This is a genomic window from Nocardia sp. XZ_19_385 (genome assembly GCF_015355755.1).
In the GTDB taxonomy this organism is placed as follows: domain Bacteria; phylum Actinomycetota; class Actinomycetes; order Mycobacteriales; family Mycobacteriaceae; genus Nocardia.
In genome coordinates, this window is record NZ_JACVEE010000002.1 from 1,728,836 (window position 1) to 1,754,334 (window position 25,499).

A 25,499-nucleotide genomic window follows, 5' to 3' on the forward strand; every position below is an offset into this window, starting at 1 on the left:
AAAGCTCCAGAGCTCCCTCCGGGCTGGGCGTTTCCGGAACCTAACACCGTTAGCCTCAGCTTCCGGCAAGACGCCAACGGTGGCGTCCGAGGAGGTTTGCGAGATGACACGACGTAACGGACTAGTGCGAGGCAGAGCGCTTATCGGCGCGGTGATCACGGCGGCCGCCGCGCTGCTGATCGGGATCGAGGCGCCCGGCGCGAGCGCGGACGAATCCGAGGTCCTGACCGAACAGGGGCTCGCCGATTACATCAACCAAGGCCGTCGCCCGGTCGCGGTCGCGAACTCCGGAAGCAGTTCCGGATCGTCTGGAAGTCGCGCATCCGTTGCCCTCGGCTCCGGACCCGAATTCAGTGCCGCCATCGCCGCTTTCGGCTATGGACTGTTGCATCCGAACGCTGCCCCCGCCGGGGTCAATGACTGGAATTGCCGACCGAGCCAAGCGCATCCGCGCCCGGTGGTGCTGATGCACGGCAGCTGGATGAACGCCTTCGACAGCTTCGCCTATCTGGCGCCGCGCCTGGCACGAGCCGGATTCTGCGTCTTCGCGATGAACTACGGTCAGTCGAACCTGTTGGAGGGCGGCGGATTCGGAGCGATCCTGCCCGGACGCAACGGTGTCGGGTACATGGAGGCCTCCGCGCAGCAGATGGCCGGCTTCGTCGATCAAGTGCTCGCGGCCACCGGAGCGGCGAAGGTCGACGTGGTCGCGCATTCGCAAGGCGGCACCGTCGCCAACCAGTACCTGAAGTTCGAGAACGGCGCGCCGAAAGTGGAACGGCTGATCGCCTTCGGCGCCACCTATCACGGCACCTCACTACTCGGGATCGCGACGCTCGGCCGGATGATCAACAACCTCGGCATCGATATTCTCGGCTTCAACGAGATCTTCGTCGGGCACGCCAATATTCAGCAGGCCGTCGGCTCGCCGTTCCTGGTCAACCTGAACCGGGATGGCGACACCGTGCCCGGAATCGCCTACACCGCAGTCGGTTCGCGCTACGACGAGGTGACCAACCCGTACCAGCTGACCTTCCTGGCGGCTGGGCCGGACGCAACGGTCGACAACATCACCCTGCAGGACGGGTGTGAGCAGGACTTCTCCGATCACCTCACGATGATGTATTCCCCTCGCACAGCGTCGATTACGCTGCGCGCGCTGGATCCGGCCGGATATCCGGAGCTGGAGTGCTCCTTCAATCCCTGGCTGATCGGCGGCGGCGGCGCAATCTAACTAGACTTGCCCGGTATGAGTGGCTGGGACATTTCGGACATCCCTGATCAGACGGGCCGGCGGTTCATCGTCACCGGCGCGAACAGTGGATTGGGGGCCGCGGCGGCACGGGCGCTGGCCGGTGCGGGGGCCGAGGTGATCCTGGCCTGCCGGAATCTCGACAAGGCCGCGAAGGTGGCCGCCGAGATCGGCGAGCGGGCGCAAGTGCGGAAGCTGGATCTGGCGGATCTGACTTCGGTGCGGGAGTTCGCGGCGTCGGTGGACCGGGTCGATGTGCTGATGAACAACGCCGGGGTGATGGCGATTCCGGCGAAGCGCACCGCCGACAACTTCGAAATGCAGTTCGGGACAAACCATCTCGGACACTTCGCGCTGACCGGGCTGCTGCTGGACAAGATCAGCGACCGGGTGGTCACCGTGTCCAGCTGGGCGCACCGCTTCGGCCGGATCAACCTCGACGATCCGAACTGGGAACGCCGCCGCTACGACCGCTGGCTCGCCTACGGGCAGTCCAAAGTGGCGAATCTGCTGTTCACCGCCGAGCTGCAGCGCCGGTTCGCCGCCGCCGGTTCGCCGCGGCTCGCGACCGCCGCCCACCCCGGCTACGCCTCCACCGAACTGGGTACCCACACCGAATCGTTCTTCGGCTCCATCGTTTCCCTCGGCGACCGGCTCATCGCGCAGAGCGCCGAAATGGGCGCGCTGCCACAACTTTTCGCCGCTGTCGCCGCGGACGCCGAACCGGGTGGGTACTACGGGCCGGAAGGGATCGCGGGCCTGCGCGGCTATCCGGTCCGCTGCGGATCCAGCTCGGGCGCGCGCGATGAGCGGATGGCGGGCGAGTTGTGGGAACTGTCGGAAAAGCTGACCGGCGTCACCTACAAGATGCCCAGGTCGTAGAAGAGCTGGTACTTGTCCGGGTCATCCGGCAAGAACCAGTGCAGACCCTCCAGTAAGAAGACCGAGACCAGGTTGACGACCAGCACGACGCCGAGGAACCACAGCGCCAACTGGCCGATGACGCGGTGTCCGCCGGTGGCGGCGAAGCCGGATGCCGCGGTGTAGTGCCCGAAAGACAGCGCAAGGCCGATCGCGAACACCGCGGCTACGAACAGCACCCACGCCCAGACGTACAGGTGCAGACCGAGCACGGTGCCGCCGTAACCTACGGGGCCGTCCGGCTTCTGCCAGTCGTTGATGTGCAGCATCGTCTGCCGCCACGCGGTGAAACCGCCTGCGACACAACCCAGCAGGGCCAGGCCCCAGCCGGTCATGTAGTCGCGGGCGGTGATGATGCCGAGCATGCCCTTGCGCACGATGATCGCGGCGCCGAGCGCGGCCAGCGCCATGAACATGCGCTGCAGCATGCACAGCGGGCACGGGTAATCCCAGGTGCCGAACTGCACCGCGAGGCCGCCGCAGATGACGCCGGTCCAGCCGACGACGAAAATGCAAGCGAGCCAGTACTGCAACTGTCCCGCGAAGCTCGAGCGCAGGCCCGCGGCGGTCTCGGGAACGACGGTTTCGGTGACGACCGTTTCGGTCACCACTCGATGGTGGCGGCCGGTGGGTTCCGGATCGGTCATCGGGTCACCACGTCAATCCGAGGCCGAGGCCGCTGGTGATGTGATGCTTCAGCAGCACCAGGGACGCGATCAGCACAACCCACCAGGCGGCGATCACCAGCCGCCGGGACCGCTGTGTGTAGATCGCGAAAAGGGTGAACAGCAACCCGCCGAAAATTAGCGTGTCCATGCTTCGGGACGCTACTCCGTCTTGCCTTGACCAGCGGGAATGACACGCTCGCGCACCGATGTCACACTTCGCGGCACCGTTTCGTCGTCTCCATGAAGCCAACAAACACAGCACGGAAGAAGGCCACATCATGGACGCTCGCTTCAACTACTACGGCAACGACAACGGCGCCAAGTTCACCAAGCGCATCGGCAACGCCGGTCTGGTCGTGGACAACTCGACCCTCCCCAAGCCCACCCAGGAACTGGTGAAGCTGCGCGCCAGCCAGATCAACGGCTGCGGCTTCTGCACCGACATGCACTCCAAGGACGCGGCGCACGCCGGCGAGACCCAGGTCCGCCTGAACCTCGTCGCCGCCTGGCGCGAAGCCACCGTCTTCACCGAAGCCGAACGCGCCGCCCTCGCCCTCACCGAGGAGGGCACCCGCCTCGCCGACGCCCACCACGGCGTCACCGACGAAACCTGGGCCCAGGTCGAAAAGCACTACGACGCCGACCAAATCGCCGCCCTGATCTCCCTCATCGCCTTGATCAACGCCTACAACCGCATGAACGTCATCGCCCGCATCCCGGCAGGTGACTACCAGCCCGGCCAGTGGTGAGGACCCGCGGCGGCCGGACTCTCAGCGGGTCCGGCAGCCGCGAGGATGAAACAGACAAATCGGTCGGTTAAGGTACGTCCCTCTGAAGGAGGGGCGAATGAAAACCTGGCGCGATCTGGACCGGGCCACCCGAAAAGCATTGCTACGCGGGGAACCTGCCGCGGACCCGGAGACCGATTGGGCCGCCCAGGTCTATGCCGAGAAAATGCTTCGGCAAGGGACTGTTCGGACGCTCCTGGTCGCCGCCCCAGTCTGCATCGCTCTCGGCGGGCTGCTGGGATACGCCTCGGGGACCGCGAATCTGAGCTCCGGAGTGACGGTGGCGCTGCAGGCCGCGGGCATATTTCTCATCATGCTGGCGATGGTCATCGTCTCGACCCGCCGGAAGCTCGCTCTGATCCGCATCTTGAACGTCAGTCGCGAAGCACCGAAGTACGACATCGCCCCCGGTTCACGTGAGCGGCTCGAGGTGCGGATCCCGGTCGGCGGGGTCTTACGCTTCGCCGTGCCGCTCCTATTCGTGACCATTGCTCTTGTCATGCTGGGACTGGCCTGCATGGTGGCTGGTATGGCGGGGCTGGGAGCCCCGCTGGCCGGGATCGGCGTGCTGGTAGGAATTCCTGTCCTCGCGTACCTCGGCAATCTCCTGGCCTGGTCGCTTCCCGGGCATCCGCAGTTCGTGCTGGATACCCAGGGGATGCACACCCCGAAGAACGGGGTTCGGGTCGAGTGGGAATCGATTCGCGAGATCAGGGTCATTCCACTGCGCGCGAACCCGAACGACACCCGCCGGGTGATCGCGTTCCTGCTCCACGACAACCAGGTCTACCTGCGGCAACTACCGCGGTGGCAGGCCATGATCGCGAACATGAACACCCGGACCTACCTGTCCCCGATGCTCATGACGGACCCGCTGGTCGACAAGTCGATCGACGTGATCGCCGAATCCGCGGCTGCCCTGTCGGGCCTTCCGGTCTCCCGGTCGGCTCAGCTCGCCAAGCCGTAGGCCCGCGACACCGGCGAATGTGACCTTCAGCGCCTCGTCGATCGTGCCTGGTTTGTCCCTGCTACAGTAAGCGACGTGCAGCGCGCATATTTTTGGTTTAGCAAGCCGGCCCTGGGTGGGCCGGTCTGCGGCACCTGCCTGCGCTGACCAACCTCCACCCCGAGCCGGATGATGACCGGCTCGACGGGTTCTCCAAATTCCGTGGGCCGGCCTGATGAAAAGGAACCCACACTATGACCACCGCAGTTGATGTCGATGCGCGGCACTCTGATCTGGATGACCAGCGGACCTTGTCTGTGAGCCCGTTGCGCTCGCCGGCCGAGGTTCGCCGGGTGCACCAGATCACCGATGCCCTTGCCGACACCGTGCGTGCGGGCCGTAAAGCCACTGTCGACGTGCTCAACGGGGACGATGACCGCCTGATGGTGATCGTCGGCCCATGTTCGGTGCACGATCCCGCCGCCGCGATCGAATACGCGCGGCTGCTCGCCGCCAAGGCCGCGGAGCTGAACGACCGCCTGCACGTCGTGATGCGGGTGTACTTCGAGAAGCCGCGCACCACGCTGGGTTGGAAGGGTCTGATCAACGACCCGCACCTGGACGGATCGTTCGACGTCAACACCGGCCTCGGCATCGGCCGCAAGCTGCTGGTGGACATCACCGGTCTCGGACTGCCGGTGGCGTGCGAGTTCCTCGATCCGATCACCCCGCAGTACATCGCGGACCTCGTCTCCTACGGCGCGATCGGCGCGCGTACCGCGGCCAGCCAGGTGCACCGGCAGCTGAGCAGCGCACTCTCGATGCCGGTCGGCATCAAGAACGGCACCGACGGTGACGTGCAGGTGGCGGTGGACGGCGTGCGCGCCGCCGCGGCCAGCCACGTCTTCCCCGGCACCGACCTGGACGGCCGCGCCGCCCTGATCCGCACCAGCGGCAACCCGGACTGCCACGTCATCCTGCGCGGCGGCAGCACCGGCACCAACTACGACGCGGAGTCCTGCGCCGAAGCCTGCCTGCGCCTGGAGAAGTCGGGTCTGGCCCAGCGCCTGGTCGTCGACGCCAGCCACGGCAACAGCAACAAGGACCACAACCGTCAGGTCGACGTGGTCACCGATATCGCCGGTCGCTTGGCCGCCGGTGAGCGGGGCGTGGTCGGCGTGATGCTGGAAAGCTTCCTGGTGGCGGGCCGTCAGGACCTGACCCTGGGCCGCTCCGATGAGCTCACCCACGGCCAGTCCATCACCGACGCCTGCCTCGACTGGGAAACCACCGCCGCCCAGCTGGACCGTCTCGCCGACGCCGTCCAGCAGCGCCGCGACAGCTGAGCCCCGCCTCCGACGCCGCCCGACCCCGGCGAACATCCGGGCAGGGCGGCGCAGCGGGGAACAAATCGGTGCGGGTGGACGCTGAAGTAGCGCGGGCCGCTGGTTGTCGGTGGGGTCAGGGAGAATAAGGCGACCTCGCGAGAGCGTTCGGGCCGGGGATGGTCCAGCTGTTGCCAACAAGGGAGAGATCTGTGACCGATGGTCCGTTGATCGTTCAGAGTGACAAGACGCTGCTGCTCGAGGTCGACCACGAGCTGGCCGATGCGGCGCGGCAGTCGATCGCGCCGTTCGCCGAGCTGGAGCGCGCGCCGGAGCATGTGCACACCTACCGGGTGACGCCTCTGGCGCTGTGGAATGCCAGGGCCGCCGGGCACGACGCCGAGCAGGTCGTGGACGCGCTGGTGAATTTTTCCCGGTACGCGGTGCCGCAGCCGCTGCTCGTCGACATCGTCGACACCATGGCACGGTACGGACGTTTGCAGTTGATGAAGCACCCGGCGCACGGGCTGGTATTGAACAGCTTCGATCGCGCGGTGCTCGAGGAAGTGCTCCGGCACAAGAAGATCGCGCCGATGCTGGGCGCGCGCATCGACGACGACACTGTCGTGGTGCATCCGTCCGAGCGTGGGCGGATCAAGCAGATGCTGTTGAAGATCGGCTGGCCCGCCGAGGATCTCGCCGGGTACGTCGACGGTGAGGCGCACCAGATCGACCTCGACTACGAGGGCGGGCACTGGGAGCTGCGCGATTATCAGAAAATGGCGGCGGATTCGTTCTGGGCCGGTGGGTCCGGTGTGGTGGTGCTGCCGTGTGGCGCCGGTAAGACGATGGTCGGCGCGGCCGCCATGGCAAAGGCCAAGGCCACCACGTTGATCCTGGTCACCAACACTGTCGCGGGTCGGCAGTGGCGGCGTGAGTTGCTGGCGCGCACCTCGCTGACCGAGGACGAGATCGGCGAATACTCCGGTGAGCGCAAGGAGATCCGCCCGGTCACAATTGCCACCTATCAGGTCATCACCCGCCGCACCAAGGGCGAATACAAGCACCTCGAGCTGTTCGACAGCCGCGACTGGGGCCTGGTCGTCTACGACGAGGTGCATCTGCTGCCCGCACCCGTCTTCCGCATGACCGCCGATTTGCAGTCGCGCCGCCGGCTCGGCCTGACCGCGACGCTGGTGCGCGAGGACGGCCGCGAGGGCGATGTGTTCTCGCTGATCGGCCCGAAGCGCTACGACGCGCCGTGGAAGGACATCGAGGCGCAGGGCTGGATCGCCCCGGCCGACTGCGTGGAGGTGCGGGTCACCCTCACCGACGCCGAGCGGATGTCCTATGCGACCGCCGAGCCCGAGGAACGCTACAAGCTGTGTTCTACGGCACGTACGAAGATCCCGGTGGTGCAGTCGATTCTGGCCAAGCACCCGGGCGCGCCGACGCTGGTGATCGGCGCCTACCTCGATCAGCTGGACGAATTGGGCGCCGCGCTGAACGCGCCGGTGATCCAGGGATCGACGAAAACCAAAGAGCGCGAAGAACTTTTCGAGGCGTTCCGGCAGGGTGAGATCCCGGTTCTGGTGGTCAGCAAGGTCGCGAACTTCTCCATCGATCTCCCGGAAGCCTCTGTGGCAGTGCAGGTTTCGGGCACATTTGGCTCCCGCCAGGAGGAGGCGCAACGGCTCGGCCGGCTGCTGCGGCCGAAACACGATGGTGGCCAAGCCCACTTCTATTCGGTCGTCGCGCGTGACACGCTGGACGCCGAATATGCCGCGCATCGGCAGCGTTTCTTGGCGGAACAGGGGTATGCCTATCGCATAACGGATGCCGACGACTTGCTGGGGCCGGCCATCGGATAAGCGGAGGAATTCTCTCCGCTACGTGTGCTAGGAAGAATACGTGCGACGCTTCGAATTCCCGGTGGACCACAGGCACGCCCATGCGGTGAACGAAGTCCTCGCCGACGTGCGCCGCCTGCGGGTTTTGGCGATCGCCGGCGCGCTCGTCGCCGGGCTGATCGCCGCCTACCTGATCTGGCTGGGCAACGCCTGGTCCTACCTCCTGGCCATCGCGTTCGTGCTGGGCGCGGTGGTAGCCCTCTGGGTGACGGTCTGGGCCCCACGCCGGTTCAGCATCGACAAGCTCTACGCCACCGGGGAACTCGTGCCCGCGGTGGTCTCGGAGACGCACCCGGGCGGCGTGGTACTGCTCGCCCTGGTCGACGTCGCCAAACCCACCGCCGCCGACCCGCTCTACGCACTGGTGATTCGCAAGGTCCGCGACCTGCCCGGCCACGAGAAGCGCGCCGGAGAGCGGGTGCCGTCGGTCGCGGTGCGCAGCGAGCGAGCACCCCGCCAGGTGGGGGAGCGGTGGCAAACGGTGCACCCGATGCCGATCGCCTGGGGCACCACCGACGGCGCGGTCATCGACCGCGCCCGCGCCGCCATCAGCGAGACCGAATGGCGTTTGCTCACAAACAATCTCGGCCTCGCGTCCAAGGTGCGCCGCACCTCGAACAAACGCCTGCTGCTCGATCCGCAGCAGCTGCCAGACGATTTGGGGAGCTAAGTCCCGACTACCCGGATTAGACTCGATTGATGATTCCGGTCGCAAATCTGCTGGCTTTCTCGGCCGCCGCCTTCATCATCATCGTCGTGCCGGGCCCCGGTGTGCTCTTCGCGATCGGCCGGGCCCTCGCGCTCGGGCGCCGCGCCGCGATGCTGTCGGTCATCGGACATTCGGTGGGCGTGCTGGTTTCGCTGCTGCTGGTCGCGATCGGCCTCGGCACCATCCTCACCGCGTCGGCGCTGGCGCTGACCATCGTGAAGTTCACCGGTGCCCTGTACCTGATCTACCTGGGCGTCCAGGCGATCCGGGACCGCAAGTCGTTGCGCGACGCCCTGCATGTCGAGGCGCCGTCGGTGCAGGACACCAAGGTCATCCGGCAGGGCATCATTGTCGGCCTGACCAATCCGAAGGCCGTCATCTTCTTCTCGGCAGTGTTGCCGCACTTCATCGATCCGGCGGCGGGAGCGTATGTGGTGCAGCTGCTGATCCTGGGCGGCATCTTCCTGGCGATCGCGCTGGTGTCCGATAGCGCGTGGGCGCTGGGCGCCGCCGCCGCGCGCGGCTGGTTCGCCCGCTCGCCGCGCCGGCTGGAAGCGGTCGGCGCGACCGGTGGGGCGATGATCGTGGGGCTCGGCGCGTCGGTGGCGCTCAGCGGCGCGGCCAAGTAACCGGCTACCATCGCCGCTGTGCCAATGCTCGCCGGCACGATCCCGAAGTTCAGGTGATCGAGAGAGGCGGTTGGTCGAATGAGGTTGTCCGGCCTGTGTTGTGCGGTCGTCGCCGGGGTCCTAGTCGTCGCGTCACCGGCTGCGGCGCAACCGGATCCGTTCCTCGGCGCACCGGGCCTGGGTGATCCGTACTACCCGCTCGACGGCAACGGCGGCTACGACGTCGGGCATTACGACGTCGCCATCGACTACGACCCGCCGAGCCGGCACCTGATCGGGAATGTGCGCGTCGAAGCGCGCGCCACCCAGGCGCTGCGCGCGTTCAACCTCGACTTCAGCGGCCCCGACGTGCAGATGGTGACGGTGAACGGCCAGCCCGCCGGCTGGGATCGCAACGGCGAGCACGAATTGACCGTCACCCCGTTGCTGCCGTTGCTGCCGGGCCTGCCGTTCGTCGCGATCATCGATTACGCGGGCCCCGCGGTGGACGCGGTGGGCGAGGGCTGGACCATCGCACCCAGCGGCGGCGCTTTCGTTGCGGGGGAACCGCATTCGGCCGCCACCTGGTACCCGCTCAACGACACCCCTTTGGACAAGGCCACTTTCGCGCTGCACGCCACCGTGCCCGCCGAATGGGAGGTGATGTCCAACGGGCGGCGCACCCGCAACGAGGTGCGCGACGGCAAACGCGTCGTCAGCTGGGAATCGAAGCACACCGTGCTCGGGTATCTGACCACCGTCGCCATCGACAAGTTCAGCTTCCTGGAGCAGCAGCGCGCCGACGGGACGCCGTTGCTCAGTGCGTTCGCGCCCGAGGCGGAAGGCAACCGGGAGACCGAGCAGCGGCTTCCCGAGATCCTCGATTTCGCCGAAAACCTGTACGGCCCATACCCGTTCGATGCCGCGGGCGGCATCTATGTGGATGCCGAACTGGAGTTTTCGCTGGAAACCCAGACCCGCCCGATCTACGCGCCCTGGACCGACCTGCAGACCGTGGTGCACGAGATCGCGCACCAGTGGTGGGGTGACGCGGTGTCGGTGCGCCAGTGGTCCGATATCTGCCTGAACGAATGCTTCGCCAGCTACACCGCCGACTATCTGTGGCCGGAGCAGAAGGAAGGCGTCGACGTCGACGCCAAATACCGCGAGACGCTCGCGAAATACCTCGGCAACCCGAAGTTCTGGCAGATCCCGCTCGACAATCCCGGCGCCGGAAGGGAATTCACCTCGGTCTACTACCGCGGCCCGCTGTTCCTGCACGCGCTGCGCAAGCAGATCGGTGACGAGGTGTTCTTCGGCGCGGTCAAGGAATTCCTGCACGACCATGCCTACGGCAACGCGTCGATCGCGCAGTTCCGCACGTTCATCCAGTCGAAGTACCACCCCGATCTGACCGGGTTCTTCCACGCCTGGCTCGATGTCGAGGAGCCGCCGGCGGACGAGTACCTGTATCCGGGCGCGCTGCGCGTCTAGTCGACGCGTTCGCGGGCCCGCTCGACCCAGCGTTCGACCCGGTCGAGCTGCCGCTGGGCGGACCGAAGTTGTTCCTGCGCAGTGCGTTCGGTGGATTTCGCGAACTGCTTCTCCTGTTCGGCATGCTCGAGGTCCGCGCGCAGCTGGGCGATCCGCGCTTCGGTATCGGCCAGGCGCTGTGCCGCCTGATCGGTGTCCTCCTGCGCGGAATCCCTTGCTGCCTGGGCTGATTCGAGCGCCTCGAGGGCGTCGTCGAGCTCCTGTTGCGCGGTTTCGGTGTCGGGCTCGGGCGCCTTCTTCTTGGCGCCTTTGTGCTCGGTGCCGCCGACCGAGACCAGCGCTGGACTCTCCGGCCCGAATCCGTCGTAGGTGGCGGCGGTCGCCAGCGTCCCGGTGTGCACCCGCTCGGCCACTTCGTCGTCGGCGAGCGCCGCGGTCAGGGTCTGACCCACCTCCCGCAGCACCGACTCGCTGGCGGGGTGCCCGTGCTCGGCGGCCAGTGCTGCGGCCTGCTTGGCCAGGGCGTTGACGACTTGCTGCCGTTGCGTGGTGAGCGCCCGCAGCTGTTCGCCGGACAGTTCCCGCTGCGCCGACCGCAGTGCCGCGCCGAGTTGCAGCAGGGCGTCCACGTCCTTCGGCGCCGAGCGGGCCAGCAGGTTCACCGTCCAAGCGGTGACCGTGGGTTTCCGTAGCTTGCCGATAGCCGTGGCCAGCGCCTTGTCTCCGGCGTCCTTGGCCGCCTTGACCTGCTCCGTCCGCGCCGCTACGAACTCCGCGGGATCCAGCCCGTACAAGTCGCGGGCAACGTCGTCGACCGTCATACTTTCCAAGCGTAACGACCTGAGGCCTCGAAACGACAGACTCCGTGAATTGGACAATCGTCCACAAAGTGGACGACCTGTGGAAGGCATTGCTAGTGAACAATTTTGGACTTCAACTGCTTACCAATCTGCCCTCGCGTCTGCTGAGCTTCTCGCTGCTGGGCATGCTCGGTCTGGGCATGCTCTAAGCGTCGCCGGCAGATGCGGCCACCGCGGGCGTGACGGTATCCTCACCGCGTTCACGATCAACCGTGAACAGGTTCGGTGAGAGAGGTTTTTCCGTGAGATTCCCAGGCGCCCTCCTGGCGGTGGCCGCAATCGCGGTCGCGGTGACCGGTTGTTCCGACGATGCGAGCAAATCCGATGTGGCCGGGACCAAAGTCGGTGATTGCATCAACATCACCGACAACGCACCAAACGCCAGCAAGGGGGAGGCGATCGACTGCTCCGCGCCGAAGGCGGTCTACAAGGTCTTCCAGACCTTCGACAAGGACACCGCGTGTGCCCAGGGATACACCAGGTTCTCCCAGCCGGCGGCGAACGGCGGTACCGCCTTCATGTGCTTGGCGCCTAATTTCAAGCAGGATTCCTGCTACAACGAGGTCGGTTCCGCGCCGTACAAGTGGGCCGAATGCGGTTCCAAGGAAGCCACCATCAAGGTGGTGAAGCGCATCGACGGTTCCGCCGATGAGTTCCAGTGCAGCGGCAACTCCAACTTCATCACCATCGCGGACCCGAAAACCGTGTTCTGCCTGGGTAAGCCCTAAGCATCCAGGAGTGCGACCGACGCGATCCGGTGCAGCGTGAAGTGCCGGACCGAGCCGGTCACCGGGTCGAGCGCGTCGAGCTGACCGTTTCCGACCTTCAGCGGTTCCACCACACGCTGTGACGCCACGCCTTGCGCGTCGACGTATCCGATGTTCACCGGCCGCCGCACCCGCGCCGCCAGCTGCAGCAGCGCCAGGGTCGCGGCGGTATTGGTGCGGGTGCCGTCGGCGCGCACCGCCTGACCGGATTTCGCACTGGCCGCACGGTCCCCGGCTCGCAATTCCGCGACCAGTAGTTCCAGCTGTTCGGTGCTCGGCGGCGTCGGCCGGTAGGGCGCACGGGCGTTGGGGCGCACCGTGATTCGCGCGCCCCGCGGGCGCAGATCGACGATCGTGCCGGAGGAATCCTCACCGGCGGGCGCGAATCCGGCGGCCCGCAATTGTTCGAGCAGCTCGCCGAGCGGCGCCTGCGCGATGGCCACGGTGGGCGCGATGGCCCGCAACGCCAGCGCGCTCGCCACCGGAGCCGCGAGCACCTGCGCGAGCAGCGCCGGATCGTCACTGCGCACAAAGGATTGCGCCATCCCGGCCCGCAACTGACCGTGCCTGCGTGCGACGTCGTCGATCAGATAGGTCAGCGCCTGCGGGATCGGCGTCCGGGAGTGCGTACTGAACAGGGCATGCAGTTCGGCGGCGGTCATCCCCGCGTCCAGCGCGCGCCGCACCGAAGCCTCACCGATCCGGTAAACCGTTGCCGCGCCCGCGGATTCGACATCGGCGACGAGCGCGACCCGCTGCTGTAACTCGGGCGTGAGCGGCCCCGGCGCGACGACCGTCAGATCCGCTTGCACCAGAACGTAATCCAGCGGCGCGGGCAGCGTGGCTTCCATCTCCGCTTCGGCGTCCGCGGCACTGGTCGCGGTACCGTGCAGCAGCGCCCGGGCCGCCGAGGCCAGCGCGCCGCGCCCGATGAAACCGAGCTCGGCCGCCTCGCGCAGCGTGTGCTCGACCGCCTCCAGCCGGAAATGCCTGCGCCAGCGCGGTTGCCGCCAGGCAAGCAGGCGGCCGATGTCGGCGGGTTCGAGCGCGGTGCCGGTCGGGAATTCGGCGAGCAGCGCGAGAATGGTCCGGCGGTCGCGTGGCGCGTTCGGCATGCGCAGCTCGAAAGACAGTGCGGCCAGAGGCTTGTCGTTGGCGTCGCGCATGCCGATCAGCCACGGCATGCGATCCAGCTCCAGCCAGGCCAGCGCGAGCGCGGTCCAGCGCCGCGCGGGCGGCGAGTCGAGCCAGCCGTCGGCGGCCGGTGTCGACGCCCAGTAGTCGTCGGCGTTGTCGTAGCCCGGCGCGGGTTCCGGTAGGCCCTTCCCGACCAGCTTTGCGGCAGCGAGCAATTCGACCAGCAGCCCGGCGCGGGTCTCGTCGACACCGGTCTGCTTGGCGATGCGGCGCAACTCCCGCACGCCGAGCCCGCCCGCGCGCAAGGCCGGCGCGGGACCCTGACCGAGCGCCTCGAGCACGTCTTCACAGTGCCGCAGTAGCTCGCCGACCTCGCCCGCCGCGACGGCGTTCACCTCGGCGGGAGTCTGCTTGCGCAGTTCCGGTTTCGGCGGTGTGAGCGCATGGGGATGGGTGACGGGTTCGCGCCGCAGCACCTGGCCGACGGTGACCGGCAGCTCGACGGTCTCGTCATCGATCCAGTGCAGGAGCCGGCGGCTGAGCAACTGCGGCACCGGACGGTCGGCGGGGGTACCGGGCGCGGCGTCCTTGGTGCGGCCGAGCGGGCTGGTGGTGGCCAGCTTGTCCAGCAGCGCGCGGGCGGCGTGCGGCAGATCCCGCAGGGCCTCGATCACCTCGGGTTCGGTGAGCGCGTCCGGGATCTCGGTGGTGGCTCCGATCGGCCACGGCAGCGCTTCGACGGCGGCCGCGACCAGGTGCAGGTCGTCATCGTCGAGCCAGACGAGCGCACGGGCCGTCAGCCGCTCCAGCGCCGCGTCCAGCGCGACTTTGGTGACCCGGCCCTTCAGCTGCGCCTGCAACGCCTTACGGCCCAGCGGAGCCGCCTCGTTCGAGGCCTTGTGCACGGCAAGGGTTTCCACGATCGCGAACTCGAGCGTGTTCAGATCGTCGGTGGCGCGCAGCACCGAGGCCCGCTGTTCGGCCCGCGCCCCGAGCACCTGCATGGACGACGGCAGCGGCACCGCGAGATCGGGCCGCAACTGCAGCAATGCCACGAGCTGGGCGTCGGACCGGGCACCTAGCCACCCAGCCAAAGAGGTCGCGCTCATGCTTATCCGCCTCTCCGCGTCTTCAGGCCAGACCTAGGTGCCACACCGGTCGCGCGGGCGGCCGGCGGTCTGGCGGCGGGTGCGTTAGCCCGTCCCCGACGAGTTACCCATGTGCTATCGAAATCAGATGTTGCTTTATCGACATTAGCTGTGGGGCCGCAGCGGGACAGGACGGGGTAGCCCCGCTAACATGTGGCCGTGGTGAACAAATCGAAGAAACCGTATGTCGACAATGGCTGGCCGAAGCTGGCCGAGGGTGACCACGCGGTCACCGAACTGTCGTCGTCCCGCTCCGGTGGGCTTTCGCCGTTCGGCGAGGACACCGAGTTTCCGGTCCCGGCCGAGCAGTTGCCGTACATGCACCCGCACACGGTGATCAACCGCTGACTTCCGGGCTGGAAAGGGCCCGCGCCCAGCGCGGGTCTCCCGGCGAACGCCGGGACCCAGACCAAACAAGGCCCCCGCATCGACAGTGATGCGGGGGCCTTGTTTGCTGACGAACGTCGGGTCAGGAGGGGAGCAGCCCCTTGTTCGCCTCGTAGAAGTTCACGATCGCGGGGTCGAGCTTGGCTCCGTTGCCCTTGGCGGCATTGAAGAAGTCGAGGGCCGGCTGCGGGATCTGCACACCCTGCTGCTGCACCAGCGCGACGGCGCGGTCGACAGCCTGGTAGATCTCCTGGTGCGTGTCGGGAGCCTGCACCTGGGTCGGGTTCCACTTCGGGGTGGTGGGCTCGGCGGGCACGTCGCGCGGGGTCGGCGCGCTGCGCAGGCCCAGGGAGGACGAGCAGGAGGGCCAGGCGCCCCAGCCCTGCGAGGCGAGGACCTTCTCGGCGACGGCGATCTGCTCTTCGCGGCTGGCCTGGTTCGCGGTGGGGGCGTATTCCTTGCCGCCGTGGGCGTTCCAGGTGCTGGGGGAGAACTGCAGGCCGCCCTGGAAACCGTTGCCGGTGTTGATGGCCCAGTTCCCGCCGGCCTCGCACTGCGCGAGACGATCCCAGTCGGAGTCGGGTGCCGCGCTGGCATTTCCGGCCAGGGCCACACCTGCGGTGCCGATGATGGCGCCGGTGACGGCGACCTTGGCTACGGTGCGACCGGTGGAGGTCGGTTTGCGATGGCGTCCACTCATATCCGGTGTCTTCCTCTCGTCCGCACCTGCGAGATCTCGCTCGGAAACGGACTGAGAGGTCGTCCGTCCCGCCCTCACCCCTGATCCAGTCGGGGTCCGGTACCCGCGGGGTGAGGCTCGGTGCGGCGGGCCGGTGGTGCCGGGGTGCCCCGGCTGGAATAGACGGTACGACGATCTCCGCGAAAAATCACTATTTGATAACCGGCGTGTATGCGAAAGTCTCGGCGCGGGGGCCGATGGCGCGAAAGTGCTTCTGCGCAGCTAGAAGCGGATCGCATTGCCCGGTAACGGTCCGATGCCGCCCCGTGACCGCTCCGTTATGTGATCAGGATCACATCTAGGATTCGGTAACGAGCGGCTCGGGTAACTCACCTGGCGCGCCGCCCGGACCACAGCGCGTACCCCAGGCCGAGGATGAAACCGAGCGGGGCGAGCATCGCGGCGAGGTACAGCCAGAGTCCGGGGGAGCCATCGCTGAGGATCGGGATCAGGAAGATGGCGACGACCGCCAGCAACCCGAGCGCGAACAACCCGAGCGCCATGCGCAGAAACCAGTCGCTGGGCCGGCGCGGAGGTTGTGGTGCGGAAGGGTTCGTCACCGGACGACCGTAAAACTGGTGTGCTCTGGGGGATGCCACCGGGGTAGACTCTGGGGCAATCGCGTCCTGCAGGCTTGTGGGGCGCGTTCTTTTCGCAAGCAGAAAATTTGCTCGGGCCGTTGGGGTTCCGAGTGCCGATGATGAACGGGTGAGCGCAGTGCCGACCGGCAGGGTGAAGTGGTACGACGTCGAAAAGGGCTTCGGCTTCCTTTCCCAGGATGAGGGGGAGGACGTCTATGTCCGGAGCTCGGCGCTGCCGCAGGGCATCGAATCCCTGAAGCCGGGACAGCGTGTCGAATTCGGAATGGCCGCGGGTCGCCGCGGGCCGCAGGCACTGAGCCTGAAGCTGCTGGAAGCGCCGCCGTCGGTAGGCCGCGGACAGGAACGCGAGCGGGGCCCGCAAAAGGATCCCGCCGCGCCGCGCCGCACGGCCGACGAGCTGCACGGGATGGTCGAGGACATGATCACCCTGCTGGAGACGAAGGTGCAGCCGGATCTGCGTAAGGGCAAGTACCCGGATCGCAAGATGGCGCAGCGTATTTCGGAGGTCGTCCGGGCCGTCGCGCGCGAGCTGGACCACTAGGTCCCGTCATCCCGGCGAACGCCGGGACCCACAAACGAAAAGGGAGCCCATCCGCGGATGGGCTCCCTTTTTCTCTGTTCTCTAGGCCTTGGCTGTGCTGATGGACCAGGCGGCGTGCGGCACCCAGCCCTCGCGACCCATCTCGTCGCGCGCCAGGATCGGCAGCTGGATCTCGATACCGATCAACCGCAGCTCCGGGAGCGGCCGCGAATCGATCGTGATGGCCCGTGCACCCTCCGGGTATTTGTCGCGCCACTTCTCCTCGACCACGAGCTTCCCGTCCTCCCTGAGGTAGACCAGCGTCGCCAGCCAGGGTGCATCCACGATCTGGCTCGGCAGCGACACCTGCAACGGGTAGCCGGGCGGCACGTCGAGGAAGGCGGTCCGGCCCTTCTGGCAGTCCGATTCCTTACAGGGCAGTCCGTCGAACACCGAGCCCGCGGCGTCGGCGGGATTCTGCGGCAGCACGCGGCAGTCACGCATCGTGACGGCGCAGTAGGCGAAGGGCGTGACGTCGACGGTTGTCCCGTGCGCGTAGGCGGTGAGCTCCGGGGCGTGCCACGGCGCGTTGCGGACAGCGTTGAACACCACTGCTCCGACCGCGACGCCGACGACCAGCGCACCCACCGCGAGTAGGGCAATGATGGTGCGGCCACTGAGCTTGCGTCGCTCACTCACTGAGGGGATCTCCAGTCGGTCGGGGGATGAATGTCGTTGTGCCGGGCACCTTCTGCTCGACGTGCTGCGGCCGGTTGCCGGTCATGAAGGGCAGCAGTGAATGGCCGCGGTAGCTGAGGTAGGTCTGCGCCAGGCCCAGCACGAGTATCACCGAGACGAGCGCGAAACCCTTCCACCACTCGGTCGGCATCAGCACGCCGGCGGCGCCGCCGATCACCCAGGACAGCTGCAGCACGGTCTCGGACCGGCCGAAACCGGAGGCGATCGACTCCGGCGGCAGGTCGTCCTGGATCGCGGCGTCCAGTGACACCTTCGCCAGCGCGCTCGCGCCGGAGGCGACCAGCGTCGCGATGGCCGCGCCCAGCAGGTTATCGGCGAGGATCGCGAAGATGGCCACCAGGGTGCAGGCCGCGGTGCAGCCCACCACGATCAGGGAGGGGCGGCCCAGTTTGAGGCGGGCGCCGGTGGCGTTGCCGGTGAAATTGCCGACCGCGGCGGCCGCGCCGACGATGAGCAGCATCATGGCCTGCTGCGTCGGCCGGTGCTCGGTGGCCTTCGCGACGAAGGCCACATAGAAGGTGAGGAAGCCGGTCAGTACGCGGATGGCGCTGTTGCCCCACAGGCCGGTGACCACGGCCCGGCCCAGCGGCTGCCGGCGGCGGCGCGGCGGAACGTCGGGCGGGACCTCGCGGATGACTTCCGTGCGGGCGTCTTCGCCGTGGTAGCCCAGTGTCGCGGGGACCTCGCCCTCGGTGACCTCGACCCAGCGCGGAATCCGCAGGCTCAAATAGGCGCCGGCCAGCGCGATCAGTACGGCCAGGATGAGCGCGCCGTTGGAACCCGCGAGGTAAGCGGCCAGCGCGGCCAGCGCGCCCGCGCCGATGGTGCCGCCGACCAGGCCGAAAACGGTGAGCCGGGAATTCGTGCGGACCAGGTCGATTTCCGGTGGCAGCACGCGTGGCGTCACCGCGCTCTTGAGGACCGAGAACGATTTGCTGCCGATCATCATGCAGAGCGCGAGCGGATACAGCGCGATGTTGTTGAACTGGAAGATCAGCATCACCGCGACCACCGCGCGCACCGCGAACGAGGTCGCCAGCGCCAGTCGCCGGCCGCGCTGCAACCGGTCCAGCAGCGGGCCGATCAGCGGGGCGATCACCGCGAACGGAGCGATGGTGATCAGCAGATACAGCGCGACCTTGGATTTGCTCTCCGCGGTCGCGCTGGCGAAGAACAGGGTGTTGGCCAGCGCCACCGCGATCGCCGCGTCCAAAGCGAAGTTCGTCATGGTCGCGTAGGTGAGCGCGGTGAGACCGGACTTGTCGGCGCCGTCGGCTTTCGCGGCGCGCTGGAAAGTCGCGATGCCCTTCCCGGTCAGCTCGCGGCCGCGCATGACGGCGACGCGGGTGACGGTCAGTTTGCGCGGCACGCGTTGCGCGGCCGGTTCGGCTTGCGGGATCTGCTGGGTCTGATCCGGTGGCGGAGTTTGGTTGTGTGGCCGTGTCTCCGGGAGCGGCGGCAGAGTTTGGTGGTGCGGCCGCGTCTCCGGGAGTGGCTGCGGCTTCGGCCGATTGGGGAACACGCGACGCGGGGTGCGGTGCTCGGAGCCCAGCGGTGGCAACGGCATGGGGCGGGTCGGCGGCGGATAACTGTCGAACCCGGGATGCCGATGGAACGGTGGTTCCTCCGCGCCATCCCAGGGACCACGGTCGGGACCGGTGGGATCGCGAGGAGTAGTCACACGCTCAATTCTGACTGATCGGCAACTGTGAGGTATCCAGGCCGTCCGGTTCGGTGTCTCACACCGGGACGAAACGCACCTCGAAGATCGTCGGCCAGTACTTGCCGGTGATCAGGAAACGGTCGGTGCCGGGCAGGTGAGCGATGCCGTTGAGGACATCGGTGCGCGCGCGTTCGGCCGGGGTGAGCAGCCCGCGCGCGTCGATCACCGCGAGGACACGCCCGGACTCGGGATCGATACGGAGGATCTGATCGGTGGGGTAGTCGTTCGCGTAGACCGTGCCGTCGGCGGCGCAGTCGAGTTCGTTCAGGTGTGCGCCGCGGTAGCCGCCGAGCGTGACCGAGCCGGTGACGGCGAAGCTGACCGGGTCGCGGAAGGTCAGCGTGCCGGTGCCGTCGCTCATCACCAGGCGGCCGTCGCGGGTGCACAGACCCCAGCCCTCGCCGTCGTAATCCGCCTGGCCGCGCAGCGCGAGGCTGTCCGGGTCGCGGGCGTAGGCGATGTGGTCTTTCCAGGTCAGCTGCCACAGCGTGGCGCCCGCCCGGGTGATGCCCTCACCGAAGACGTCGTCGGGAACGCCGGCGCGCGCCAGCTCCGCGCCGGTGTCGAGGTCGCTGGCGCGCACCCACGACGCGCCCGACAGGCCGGTGCTCTCGTACAGCACGCCGTCGTGCACCTCGAGGCCCTGCGTGAAGGCCCGCGGGTCGTGCGGGCGGGTGCCCACGACCTCGATTCGAAGCCGTTCGGGGTCATCGTCGGCGCCGCCGCAACCGCCCACTGTGAGCAGGCAGAAAAGAACAGCCATGGCCAACGAACGCGGATTGCGTTCCATACGGCAAAATGTAGGCCGTGAGCGCAGTTAGTGTTTCGGAGCCCGGTGTAAGGCCCTTGCTGGCCGATGCCGTGGACGTGGCCCGCCGTGCGCTCCTGGAGCTGGAACCGTCGGCGGTCGGCACCCACCTCGGCGTGTCCGCCGAGGACGAGAGCGCGGCGACACATCGTTTCGAGGCGACCCTGCCCGGCTATCGCGGCTGGCAGTGGGCGGTCGTGGTGGCGGCCCCGCCGGGTGCCGACCATGTCACCGTCAGCGAATCGGCGTTGTTGCCCGGGCCCGACGCCCTGGTCGCGCCCGACTTCGTGCCGTGGGACCAGCGGGTCCGCCCCGGCGATCTGGCCCCCGGCGACCTGCTCGCCCCCATCCCGAACGACCCGCGCCTGGTGCCCGGCTACGTCGCCACCGGCGACCCGGTGGTCGACGAGGTCGCCTACGAGGTCGGCCTCGGCCGCACCCAGGTGCTCAGCCTGGAAGGCCGCGCCGAAGCCGCCGACCGCTGGTACGCCGAACTCGGCCCCGACACCGACATGGCCAAGGCGGCCCCCTCCACCTGCGGCCTCTGCGGCTTCTACCTGCCCCTGGCCGGCGCCCTGCGCGCCGCCTTCGGCGTCTGCGCGAACTCGATGGGCGCCGACGGGCGCGTCGTCCACAACGAATACGGCTGCGGCGCGCACTCCGACGTCGAGGCCCCGACCGGCGGCGGATCGCCGCTCTACGAGGCCTTCGACGACGCGGCCTACGACGTGATCCCGGCCGAGGCGCTGAAGAAGCCGCAGCAGGCAGCCAGTGATTCCAGCGCCGAGGCAACTGCCGTGCCCGAGGCGACTGCCGCGCCCGCCGCGTCCGAAGCGACCGTCGAGCCTGCCGCTGAAGTGGAGTCACACGCGGCCGTTGCGCCGGGTGTCGAGGCGGTCGCGACTGCCGAGACCGAAGCCCTCGAGCCGGGTGTGGAAGCTGTAGCGCCTGCTGCACTCGCGAGCGAGCCCGCCGCCGACTCGACCGAGTCCGCGACTGCGGTCGAGTCCGAGGCAGCTGCTGAGCCCGGTGCCGAAGCTAGCAAGGCCTCGTCGAAGAACGGTGTGGCCCAGGCGAACTCAGTAGCGGGGGCCGAAGCGACGGATCCTGCGGCAAGCGAACTCGAGGCCGAGGCTACGTCCACCGTGGTGAGCGTTCGGCCGAAGGCGGATGTCGCTGTTCGCGCGGACGCGTCCGAATCCGAATCCGGTGCCGAGGAGTCCGTGACCTACGTGGCGGACAGCAAGGGCGAGGTCGTCGCGGGCGGGGAGGCGGGCGAGTCCGCCGAGTCCGCGCCGCAGGAGTCCGTGACCTATGTGGCCGACAGCACGGGCGAAGTCGCAGTGGCCGAGCAGGTCGAGATGCTGGGCGACGCCGCGGTCGAGGGCTCGGAGTCCGAGTCATCGCGCAACTGAGCGCCGCCGACCCGTTCGGCACTTCGAAGCTACGCGCGGGAGTCCTTGCCGCCTGGCGCGATTCGCCGACCCGCCTGCGTGAGGACGCCGCCACCGAGGCGGACCTGGTGCGCGCGGGCTACCGCGACCGGTTGCTCACCGAGTTGGCTCAGAACGCTGCCGACGCCGCGGCGAAGGCCGGCGTACCGGGGCGGGTGACCGTCCGGCTCGATGGCCGGGCCCTGCGCATCACGAATACCGGCGCGCCCCTGGACCTCTCGGGCGTCCACGCCCTGACCGCACTGCGCGCCTCCGGCAAAGCCGACCACGGCACGAGCGTCGGCCGCTTCGGCGTCGGCTTCACCGCTGTGCTGTCGGTGAGTGATGACATCGAGGTGCGCTCGACCACCGGCTCGCTGCGCTTTTCCCGAGAGCTCACCGCGAACGCTTTGCGGGAGAACGGGATCCAGATCCCAGGTGGATCGAGCCGTACCGTCGATCAGCGGAATGCGGGGCACAACCCGGCAGGAGCCTTCTCCTCTGCCGGCGGCGGATCACCCTCCGACGGTGCGGCAGTGGATCCGGATTATCCCCAGCCGGACGCGTCGGCAACGGTGGGTGATCTTCACGGGCTGAGCACTGGCGCCACGTCTGCCCAGAACCGCGAGCCGGGTTCTCAGCTAGACGCGTCGGCAACGGTGGGTGATCATCGCGCGCTGGGCGCTGCCGCCACGTCTGCCCAGAACCGCGAGCCCGCCGAGCTCGGCTCCGAGTCAGCTGAATCGTCTGAGAGCGCTGTACCCGGTCTTGCCGGGAGCCGTGGATTATCCGCTGGTGCACCGGGATTGACTCCTCCGGCGCTGCGCCTGGCGTGGCCGATCATCGACGAACCCGAAGCAGGCGCGGACACCGAAGTGGTGTTGCACCTTCGTGGTGATGTGGATGCCGACGCACTGCTCGAAGGCATGCGCGCCGAGGCAGCCGATCTGCTGCTGGAACTGCCCGCGTTGCAGAGCATCCAGATCGGTGACGACGAAATCGCCAGTGCCGTCAGTCCGCTCGGCAACGGTTTGCATGAACTGCGTATCGACGGCCCCGGCATCGAACGCCGGATCTGGTGGCAGTACCGGACATCTCGGTCCCGCTGGCTGCTGCCAGTGCGCGCCGGCAAGCCGGTACCGGCCGGGCACGACGTGCTGCGGGCGCCTACCCGGTCCGACGAGGAACTGTCCCTCCCCGCGATCCTGATCGCCGATATCCCCATGCAGCCGGATCGCCGTCGACTGTTGCCCGGCGCCCGGATCGGCGAATTGGCCAATGGTTACGCCGATTTCGCACGTGCACTGCCGCCCGGTGACCGTCTCGTCCTGGTCCCGTCGCCGGGCTTCGCCCGCAGCGAGGCCGACGGCCTGATACGTGAAGCGGTGGTGCGAGAGCTGCAAACGGCCTCCTGGCTGCCTGTGGTCGACGTACGCCCCGACCCCGGCCACTCCGAGCGGGATGTCGACTCGACCGGGGACGCTGCGGATCTTGAAGTGTTGGGCGCTGTCGACGCACGCGCCGATGGGATTGCGTCGGATGAGGACGAGTCGCGTTGGAGCGACGATTTTTTCGGGCAGGGCCGCCCGACAAGAGGTACTTCCGCGGGATCAGCACCGCGCGCTACCGCCGTGCCTACGCGGGCGAGCGTATTCACCGGGCTGACAGTGGAGTTGGCCGAGCTGCTCGCTGATGTCGTCGGGCCGTTGGTGATTCCGGAGCTGTCCGGGCGCAAGCACGTCGAGGTGTTGGGCGTGCTCGACGTGCATCGGCTGGGATTAGCGCGGCTTGCGGAACTTTCGGGTGGGCTGGAGCGGGAGCCCGGTTGGTGGCGGCGGCTGTACGACGCGCTGGAGCCGTTTGTGATGGATCCGCTGGCAGCCGAGGAGTTGGGTGCCCTGGCGGTGCCGCTGGCCGATGGCAGGGTGGTGACCGGGCCGCGCACTGTGATTTTGGATGACCAGCTGGAGATGGCTATTCCGGTGCATTGGGCCCGGCTGGTGCATCCGGAGGCGGCGCATCCGCTGCTGGCCCGGTTGGGGGCGCGTTCGGCGACGGCCGAGGATCTGCTCAGCGATCCTGGGTTGCGGGCGGAGCTGGAAGATCGACCGGACGACGAGGACACCGTCGATGCGGTGCTGCGGCTGGCGGTGCACGCCAACCCGGCGGTCCTGCCAGATTGGCTCGGCATGCTCGAATTGCCGGATGCCGCAGGGGAACTGCGGTCCGCCGATGAGCTGTTGCTCCCGGACGCGCCGCTGTATCCGCTGCTGGTCGCGGACGCGCCGTTCGGCACCGTCGACAAGGCAGTGGTGGATGCCTATGGCGCGCAGGCGCTTCGGGCGATCGGTGTCGGCTGGGATTTCGGTGTGGTCACCGAGGAGGATCCGACCGGTCCCGATCATGATCTCGATGACGAAGCGCAGTGGTGGGCCGGGCTGGCGGACGACCCGCGGGAGCTGGCCGCGGTGCGTGACCTGGATCTGGTCGACGAGGTCGCCTGGCCGGATGCGTTGCTGCAGTTGGTATCCGAGCCGCACACCCGCCGCCTGCTGGCCGACCCGAACGGATACACCGCGTGGTGGCTGCGCAAGCATGCCCGCATCGACGGGACCCCGCTGGGCTTGCTGCGGCACCCGGCCGACACCGAATTCGCCGGTCTCTTGGACGAATTCGGGTTCGAGGGCTTCGGCCGAACCGACCTCGACGCACTGCGTGCGGTCTTCGCCGATCCGCGGAGCATGTCTCCGGAGCTGGCCGCCGCGCTGCTCGAGGCACTCGCGGATACCGCGAAAACACCTGATCCCGAAGTGATTTCGCGGGCGCATCGCAGGCTGGCGACGGCGATCGCCACAGACCGGCTCGACGTCGCCGTTCTCGACCTACCGGATCGGGTGCGCGCCCTGTCCGGCGCGGTTATCGATCCGGGCGACGCACTGGTCCTGGATCAGCCCTGGTTCGGCCTGGCACTCCCACCGGAGCGCCTGGTGTTCGGCGGTACCGAGCACGCACCCGCGCTGGCGACCCTGCTGGACCTGCCGCTGGCCTCCGAGGCGGTCACCGCGGAGGTGCTCGGCGAAGGCCGCCGCGCCGCTTGGGCCGCGGCGCCGCTGGGCGTGGTCCTGCGCGAGATGTTCACGCTGCCAACGCAAGACGGCGACCTGGTACTGCACGACGAGCTGCGAGTCCGCCTCGGCGGCGCGGCGCAGGGCACCGTCGAGGTGCCCTGGTGGCAGGCGGGAACCACGACGCACGTCCGAGTCCCCGAGGGGCGCTGAAGCTCAGCGACCGGTGGGAACCGTGTAGTTGGTGAGCATTTCGCTGAGCAGGTCGAGCTGCCCGCGCACGGCTTCGCTGTCGTTGTCGACCAGCCAGCGCAGCACCATGCCATCGATGACCTCGAGCACGAATCGGCTCAGCGACTGCACCGGGACCGTCCACTGGTTGGACGTGGCATCGCGGGCGTGGTCGAGGATGTCGGCCACGGTGGCGTCGTTGAACGCGTACTGTTCGCGCGCGATTGCGAGTTTCGCGGGGGTTTGCTCGCCTTCTCGCAAGGCGTAAGTAGTGGTTTCGTAGGTGAGTAGTTGACGCTCGGGTGTGGCTTCAATGTTGAGCCACATGAGTTCGAGTGCCGCGCGCACCAATTTTTGAAGTGCTTCTTTTCCACTTCCGACGTCTTGCCATACCGTTTCATTGGCGTCGACGGAATCGCGTAATTCCATCGCCAGCGCCTTGACCAGCTCGGTCATCAGCGCGTCCTTATTTTCGAAACAGTAATGCACCACACCGAGCGAGACACCTGCCGCCTGAGCCACATCGCGTGTGGTCACACCGGCAACGCCTTTTTTCTCGGCTAGCCCAATGGCCGCCTCGATAAGGTGGGCCCGTCGTTCTTCGACGCTCAATCGGGAGGACACCCCAGGGAGTTAAGCGCTCGTGGCGCGTGCAGTCAATTCGCTGGCTTGAAAAACTTACACTGGACGATCGTCCAG

At 67.7% G+C, this 25,499-nt stretch carries 24 protein-coding genes; 14 read left to right on the forward strand and 10 right to left on the reverse strand.

Translation table 11 applies throughout. The features are described from left to right. Nucleotides 1-103: 103 nt before the first annotated feature. Nucleotides 104-1,234, forward strand: a complete 1,131-nt coding sequence (locus IBX22_RS20875; protein WP_194817189.1) for a triacylglycerol lipase — start codon at nt 104-106, stop codon at nt 1,232-1,234. 15 nt (nt 1,235-1,249) lie between these two features. Next, complete coding sequence (locus tag IBX22_RS20880; protein WP_194817190.1) at nt 1,250-2,134, forward strand: oxidoreductase; 885 nt, start codon at nt 1,250-1,252, stop codon at nt 2,132-2,134. Here the strand turns inward: IBX22_RS20880 and IBX22_RS20885 are convergent. Together IBX22_RS20885 and IBX22_RS20890 are read right to left on the reverse strand one after the other, a co-directional pair. After that, nucleotides 2,113-2,820, reverse strand: a complete 708-nt coding sequence (locus IBX22_RS20885) for a disulfide bond formation protein B (RefSeq protein ID WP_194817191.1) — start codon at nt 2,818-2,820, stop codon at nt 2,113-2,115. The genes IBX22_RS20880 and IBX22_RS20885 overlap by 22 nt on opposite strands. Before the next feature lie 4 nt (nt 2,821-2,824). Beyond that, entirely contained in the window at nt 2,825-2,989 is a 165-nt protein-coding gene (locus tag IBX22_RS20890) for a DUF5993 family protein (RefSeq protein WP_194817192.1), read from the reverse strand. A 130-nt stretch (nt 2,990-3,119) separates the two neighbouring features. Between IBX22_RS20890 and IBX22_RS20895 the strand changes: the two genes are divergently transcribed. The 7 genes from IBX22_RS20895 (at nt 3,120) to IBX22_RS20925 (ending at nt 10,621) form a co-directional block, all read left to right on the forward strand. Beyond that, entirely contained in the window at nt 3,120-3,590 is a 471-nt protein-coding gene (locus IBX22_RS20895) for a carboxymuconolactone decarboxylase family protein (protein ID WP_194817193.1), read from the forward strand. Nucleotides 3,591-3,687: 97 nt separating this feature from the next. Then, nucleotides 3,688-4,596: a hypothetical protein gene (locus tag IBX22_RS20900; RefSeq protein ID WP_194817194.1), complete on the forward strand. Its 909-nt coding sequence runs from the start codon at nt 3,688-3,690 to the stop codon at nt 4,594-4,596. A 233-nt stretch (nt 4,597-4,829) separates the two neighbouring features. Continuing rightward, a complete protein-coding gene (locus tag IBX22_RS20905; RefSeq protein ID WP_194817195.1) occupies nt 4,830-5,921 on the forward strand; it encodes a 3-deoxy-7-phosphoheptulonate synthase in 1,092 nt (363 codons plus the stop codon). A gap of 191 nt (nt 5,922-6,112) precedes the next feature. After that, on the forward strand, nt 6,113-7,771 hold the full coding sequence (locus IBX22_RS20910) for a DNA repair helicase XPB (RefSeq protein WP_194817196.1): 1,659 nt from the start codon (nt 6,113-6,115) through the stop codon (nt 7,769-7,771). Between the two features lie 40 nt (nt 7,772-7,811). Next, nucleotides 7,812-8,480, forward strand: coding sequence for a DUF3239 domain-containing protein (locus IBX22_RS20915; protein WP_194817197.1), 669 nt, complete (start codon nt 7,812-7,814; stop codon nt 8,478-8,480). A gap of 29 nt (nt 8,481-8,509) precedes the next feature. Continuing rightward, the gene (locus IBX22_RS20920) at nt 8,510-9,148 is read left to right on the forward strand and encodes a LysE family translocator (protein ID WP_194817198.1); all 639 of its coding nucleotides are present in this window, start codon (nt 8,510-8,512) and stop codon (nt 9,146-9,148) included. A gap of 78 nt (nt 9,149-9,226) precedes the next feature. After that, complete coding sequence (locus IBX22_RS20925) at nt 9,227-10,621, forward strand: M1 family metallopeptidase (protein WP_194817199.1); 1,395 nt, start codon at nt 9,227-9,229, stop codon at nt 10,619-10,621. On the opposite strand, the gene IBX22_RS20930 is transcribed toward IBX22_RS20925, so the two are convergent. After that, entirely contained in the window at nt 10,618-11,442 is an 825-nt protein-coding gene (locus IBX22_RS20930) for a hypothetical protein (protein ID WP_194817200.1), read from the reverse strand. The two genes, IBX22_RS20925 and IBX22_RS20930, sit on opposite strands and share 4 nt — an antisense overlap. Before the next feature lie 281 nt (nt 11,443-11,723). Between IBX22_RS20930 and IBX22_RS20935 the strand changes: the two genes are divergently transcribed. Further along, on the forward strand, nt 11,724-12,209 hold the full coding sequence (locus tag IBX22_RS20935) for a hypothetical protein (RefSeq protein ID WP_309234712.1): 486 nt from the start codon (nt 11,724-11,726) through the stop codon (nt 12,207-12,209). Here the strand turns inward: IBX22_RS20935 and IBX22_RS20940 are convergent. Then, nucleotides 12,206-14,494: a helicase-associated domain-containing protein gene (locus tag IBX22_RS20940; protein WP_194817202.1), complete on the reverse strand. Its 2,289-nt coding sequence runs from the start codon at nt 14,492-14,494 to the stop codon at nt 12,206-12,208. The genes IBX22_RS20935 and IBX22_RS20940 overlap by 4 nt on opposite strands. A gap of 198 nt (nt 14,495-14,692) precedes the next feature. On the opposite strand from IBX22_RS20940, the gene IBX22_RS20945 reads away from it, so the two are divergent. Next, on the forward strand, nt 14,693-14,881 hold the full coding sequence (locus tag IBX22_RS20945; RefSeq protein WP_194817203.1) for a hypothetical protein: 189 nt from the start codon (nt 14,693-14,695) through the stop codon (nt 14,879-14,881). A 121-nt stretch (nt 14,882-15,002) separates the two neighbouring features. Here IBX22_RS20945 and IBX22_RS20950 read toward each other — a convergent pair whose 3' ends face one another. Beyond that, nucleotides 15,003-15,620, reverse strand: a complete 618-nt coding sequence (locus IBX22_RS20950) for a resuscitation-promoting factor Rpf1 domain-containing protein (protein ID WP_194817204.1) — start codon at nt 15,618-15,620, stop codon at nt 15,003-15,005. Nucleotides 15,621-15,988: 368 nt separating this feature from the next. Beyond that, nucleotides 15,989-16,219: a hypothetical protein gene (locus IBX22_RS20955; RefSeq protein WP_194817205.1), complete on the reverse strand. Its 231-nt coding sequence runs from the start codon at nt 16,217-16,219 to the stop codon at nt 15,989-15,991. Nucleotides 16,220-16,376: 157 nt separating this feature from the next. Between IBX22_RS20955 and IBX22_RS20960 the strand changes: the two genes are divergently transcribed. Next, nucleotides 16,377-16,802 carry a cold-shock protein gene (locus IBX22_RS20960; protein WP_194817837.1) on the forward strand — a complete coding sequence of 142 codons (426 nt, stop codon included), beginning with the start codon at nt 16,377-16,379 and terminating at the stop codon, nt 16,800-16,802. An 81-nt stretch (nt 16,803-16,883) separates the two neighbouring features. Here IBX22_RS20960 and IBX22_RS20965 read toward each other — a convergent pair whose 3' ends face one another. The 3 genes from IBX22_RS20965 to IBX22_RS20975 are packed head-to-tail and all read right to left on the reverse strand — an operon-like array spanning nt 16,884 to nt 20,053. Then, nucleotides 16,884-17,480, reverse strand: a complete 597-nt coding sequence (locus IBX22_RS20965) for a DUF2771 domain-containing protein (protein WP_194817206.1) — start codon at nt 17,478-17,480, stop codon at nt 16,884-16,886. After that, nucleotides 17,473-19,221 carry an MFS transporter gene (locus IBX22_RS20970; RefSeq protein WP_309234713.1) on the reverse strand — a complete coding sequence of 583 codons (1,749 nt, stop codon included), beginning with the start codon at nt 19,219-19,221 and terminating at the stop codon, nt 17,473-17,475. The genes IBX22_RS20965 and IBX22_RS20970 overlap by 8 nt, the downstream gene beginning before the upstream one ends. A 58-nt stretch (nt 19,222-19,279) precedes the next feature. After that, entirely contained in the window at nt 19,280-20,053 is a 774-nt protein-coding gene (locus IBX22_RS20975) for a glutaminyl-peptide cyclotransferase (RefSeq protein WP_194817207.1), read from the reverse strand. Nucleotides 20,054-20,070: 17 nt separating this feature from the next. Here IBX22_RS20975 and IBX22_RS37520 point away from each other — a divergent pair, with 17 nt between their 5' ends. Both IBX22_RS37520 and IBX22_RS37525 read left to right on the forward strand, forming a co-directional pair. After that, entirely contained in the window at nt 20,071-21,486 is a 1,416-nt protein-coding gene (locus IBX22_RS37520) for a DUF3027 domain-containing protein (RefSeq protein ID WP_309234714.1), read from the forward strand. Further along, nucleotides 21,483-24,782, forward strand: coding sequence for a sacsin N-terminal ATP-binding-like domain-containing protein (locus IBX22_RS37525; RefSeq protein WP_228539244.1), 3,300 nt, complete (start codon nt 21,483-21,485; stop codon nt 24,780-24,782). Before IBX22_RS37520 ends, IBX22_RS37525 begins: the two co-directional genes overlap by 4 nt. 3 nt (nt 24,783-24,785) lie before the next feature. Here IBX22_RS37525 and IBX22_RS20990 read toward each other — a convergent pair whose 3' ends face one another. After that, complete coding sequence (locus tag IBX22_RS20990; RefSeq protein ID WP_228538904.1) at nt 24,786-25,412, reverse strand: TetR/AcrR family transcriptional regulator; 627 nt, start codon at nt 25,410-25,412, stop codon at nt 24,786-24,788. Nucleotides 25,413-25,499: the final 87 nt, after the last annotated feature.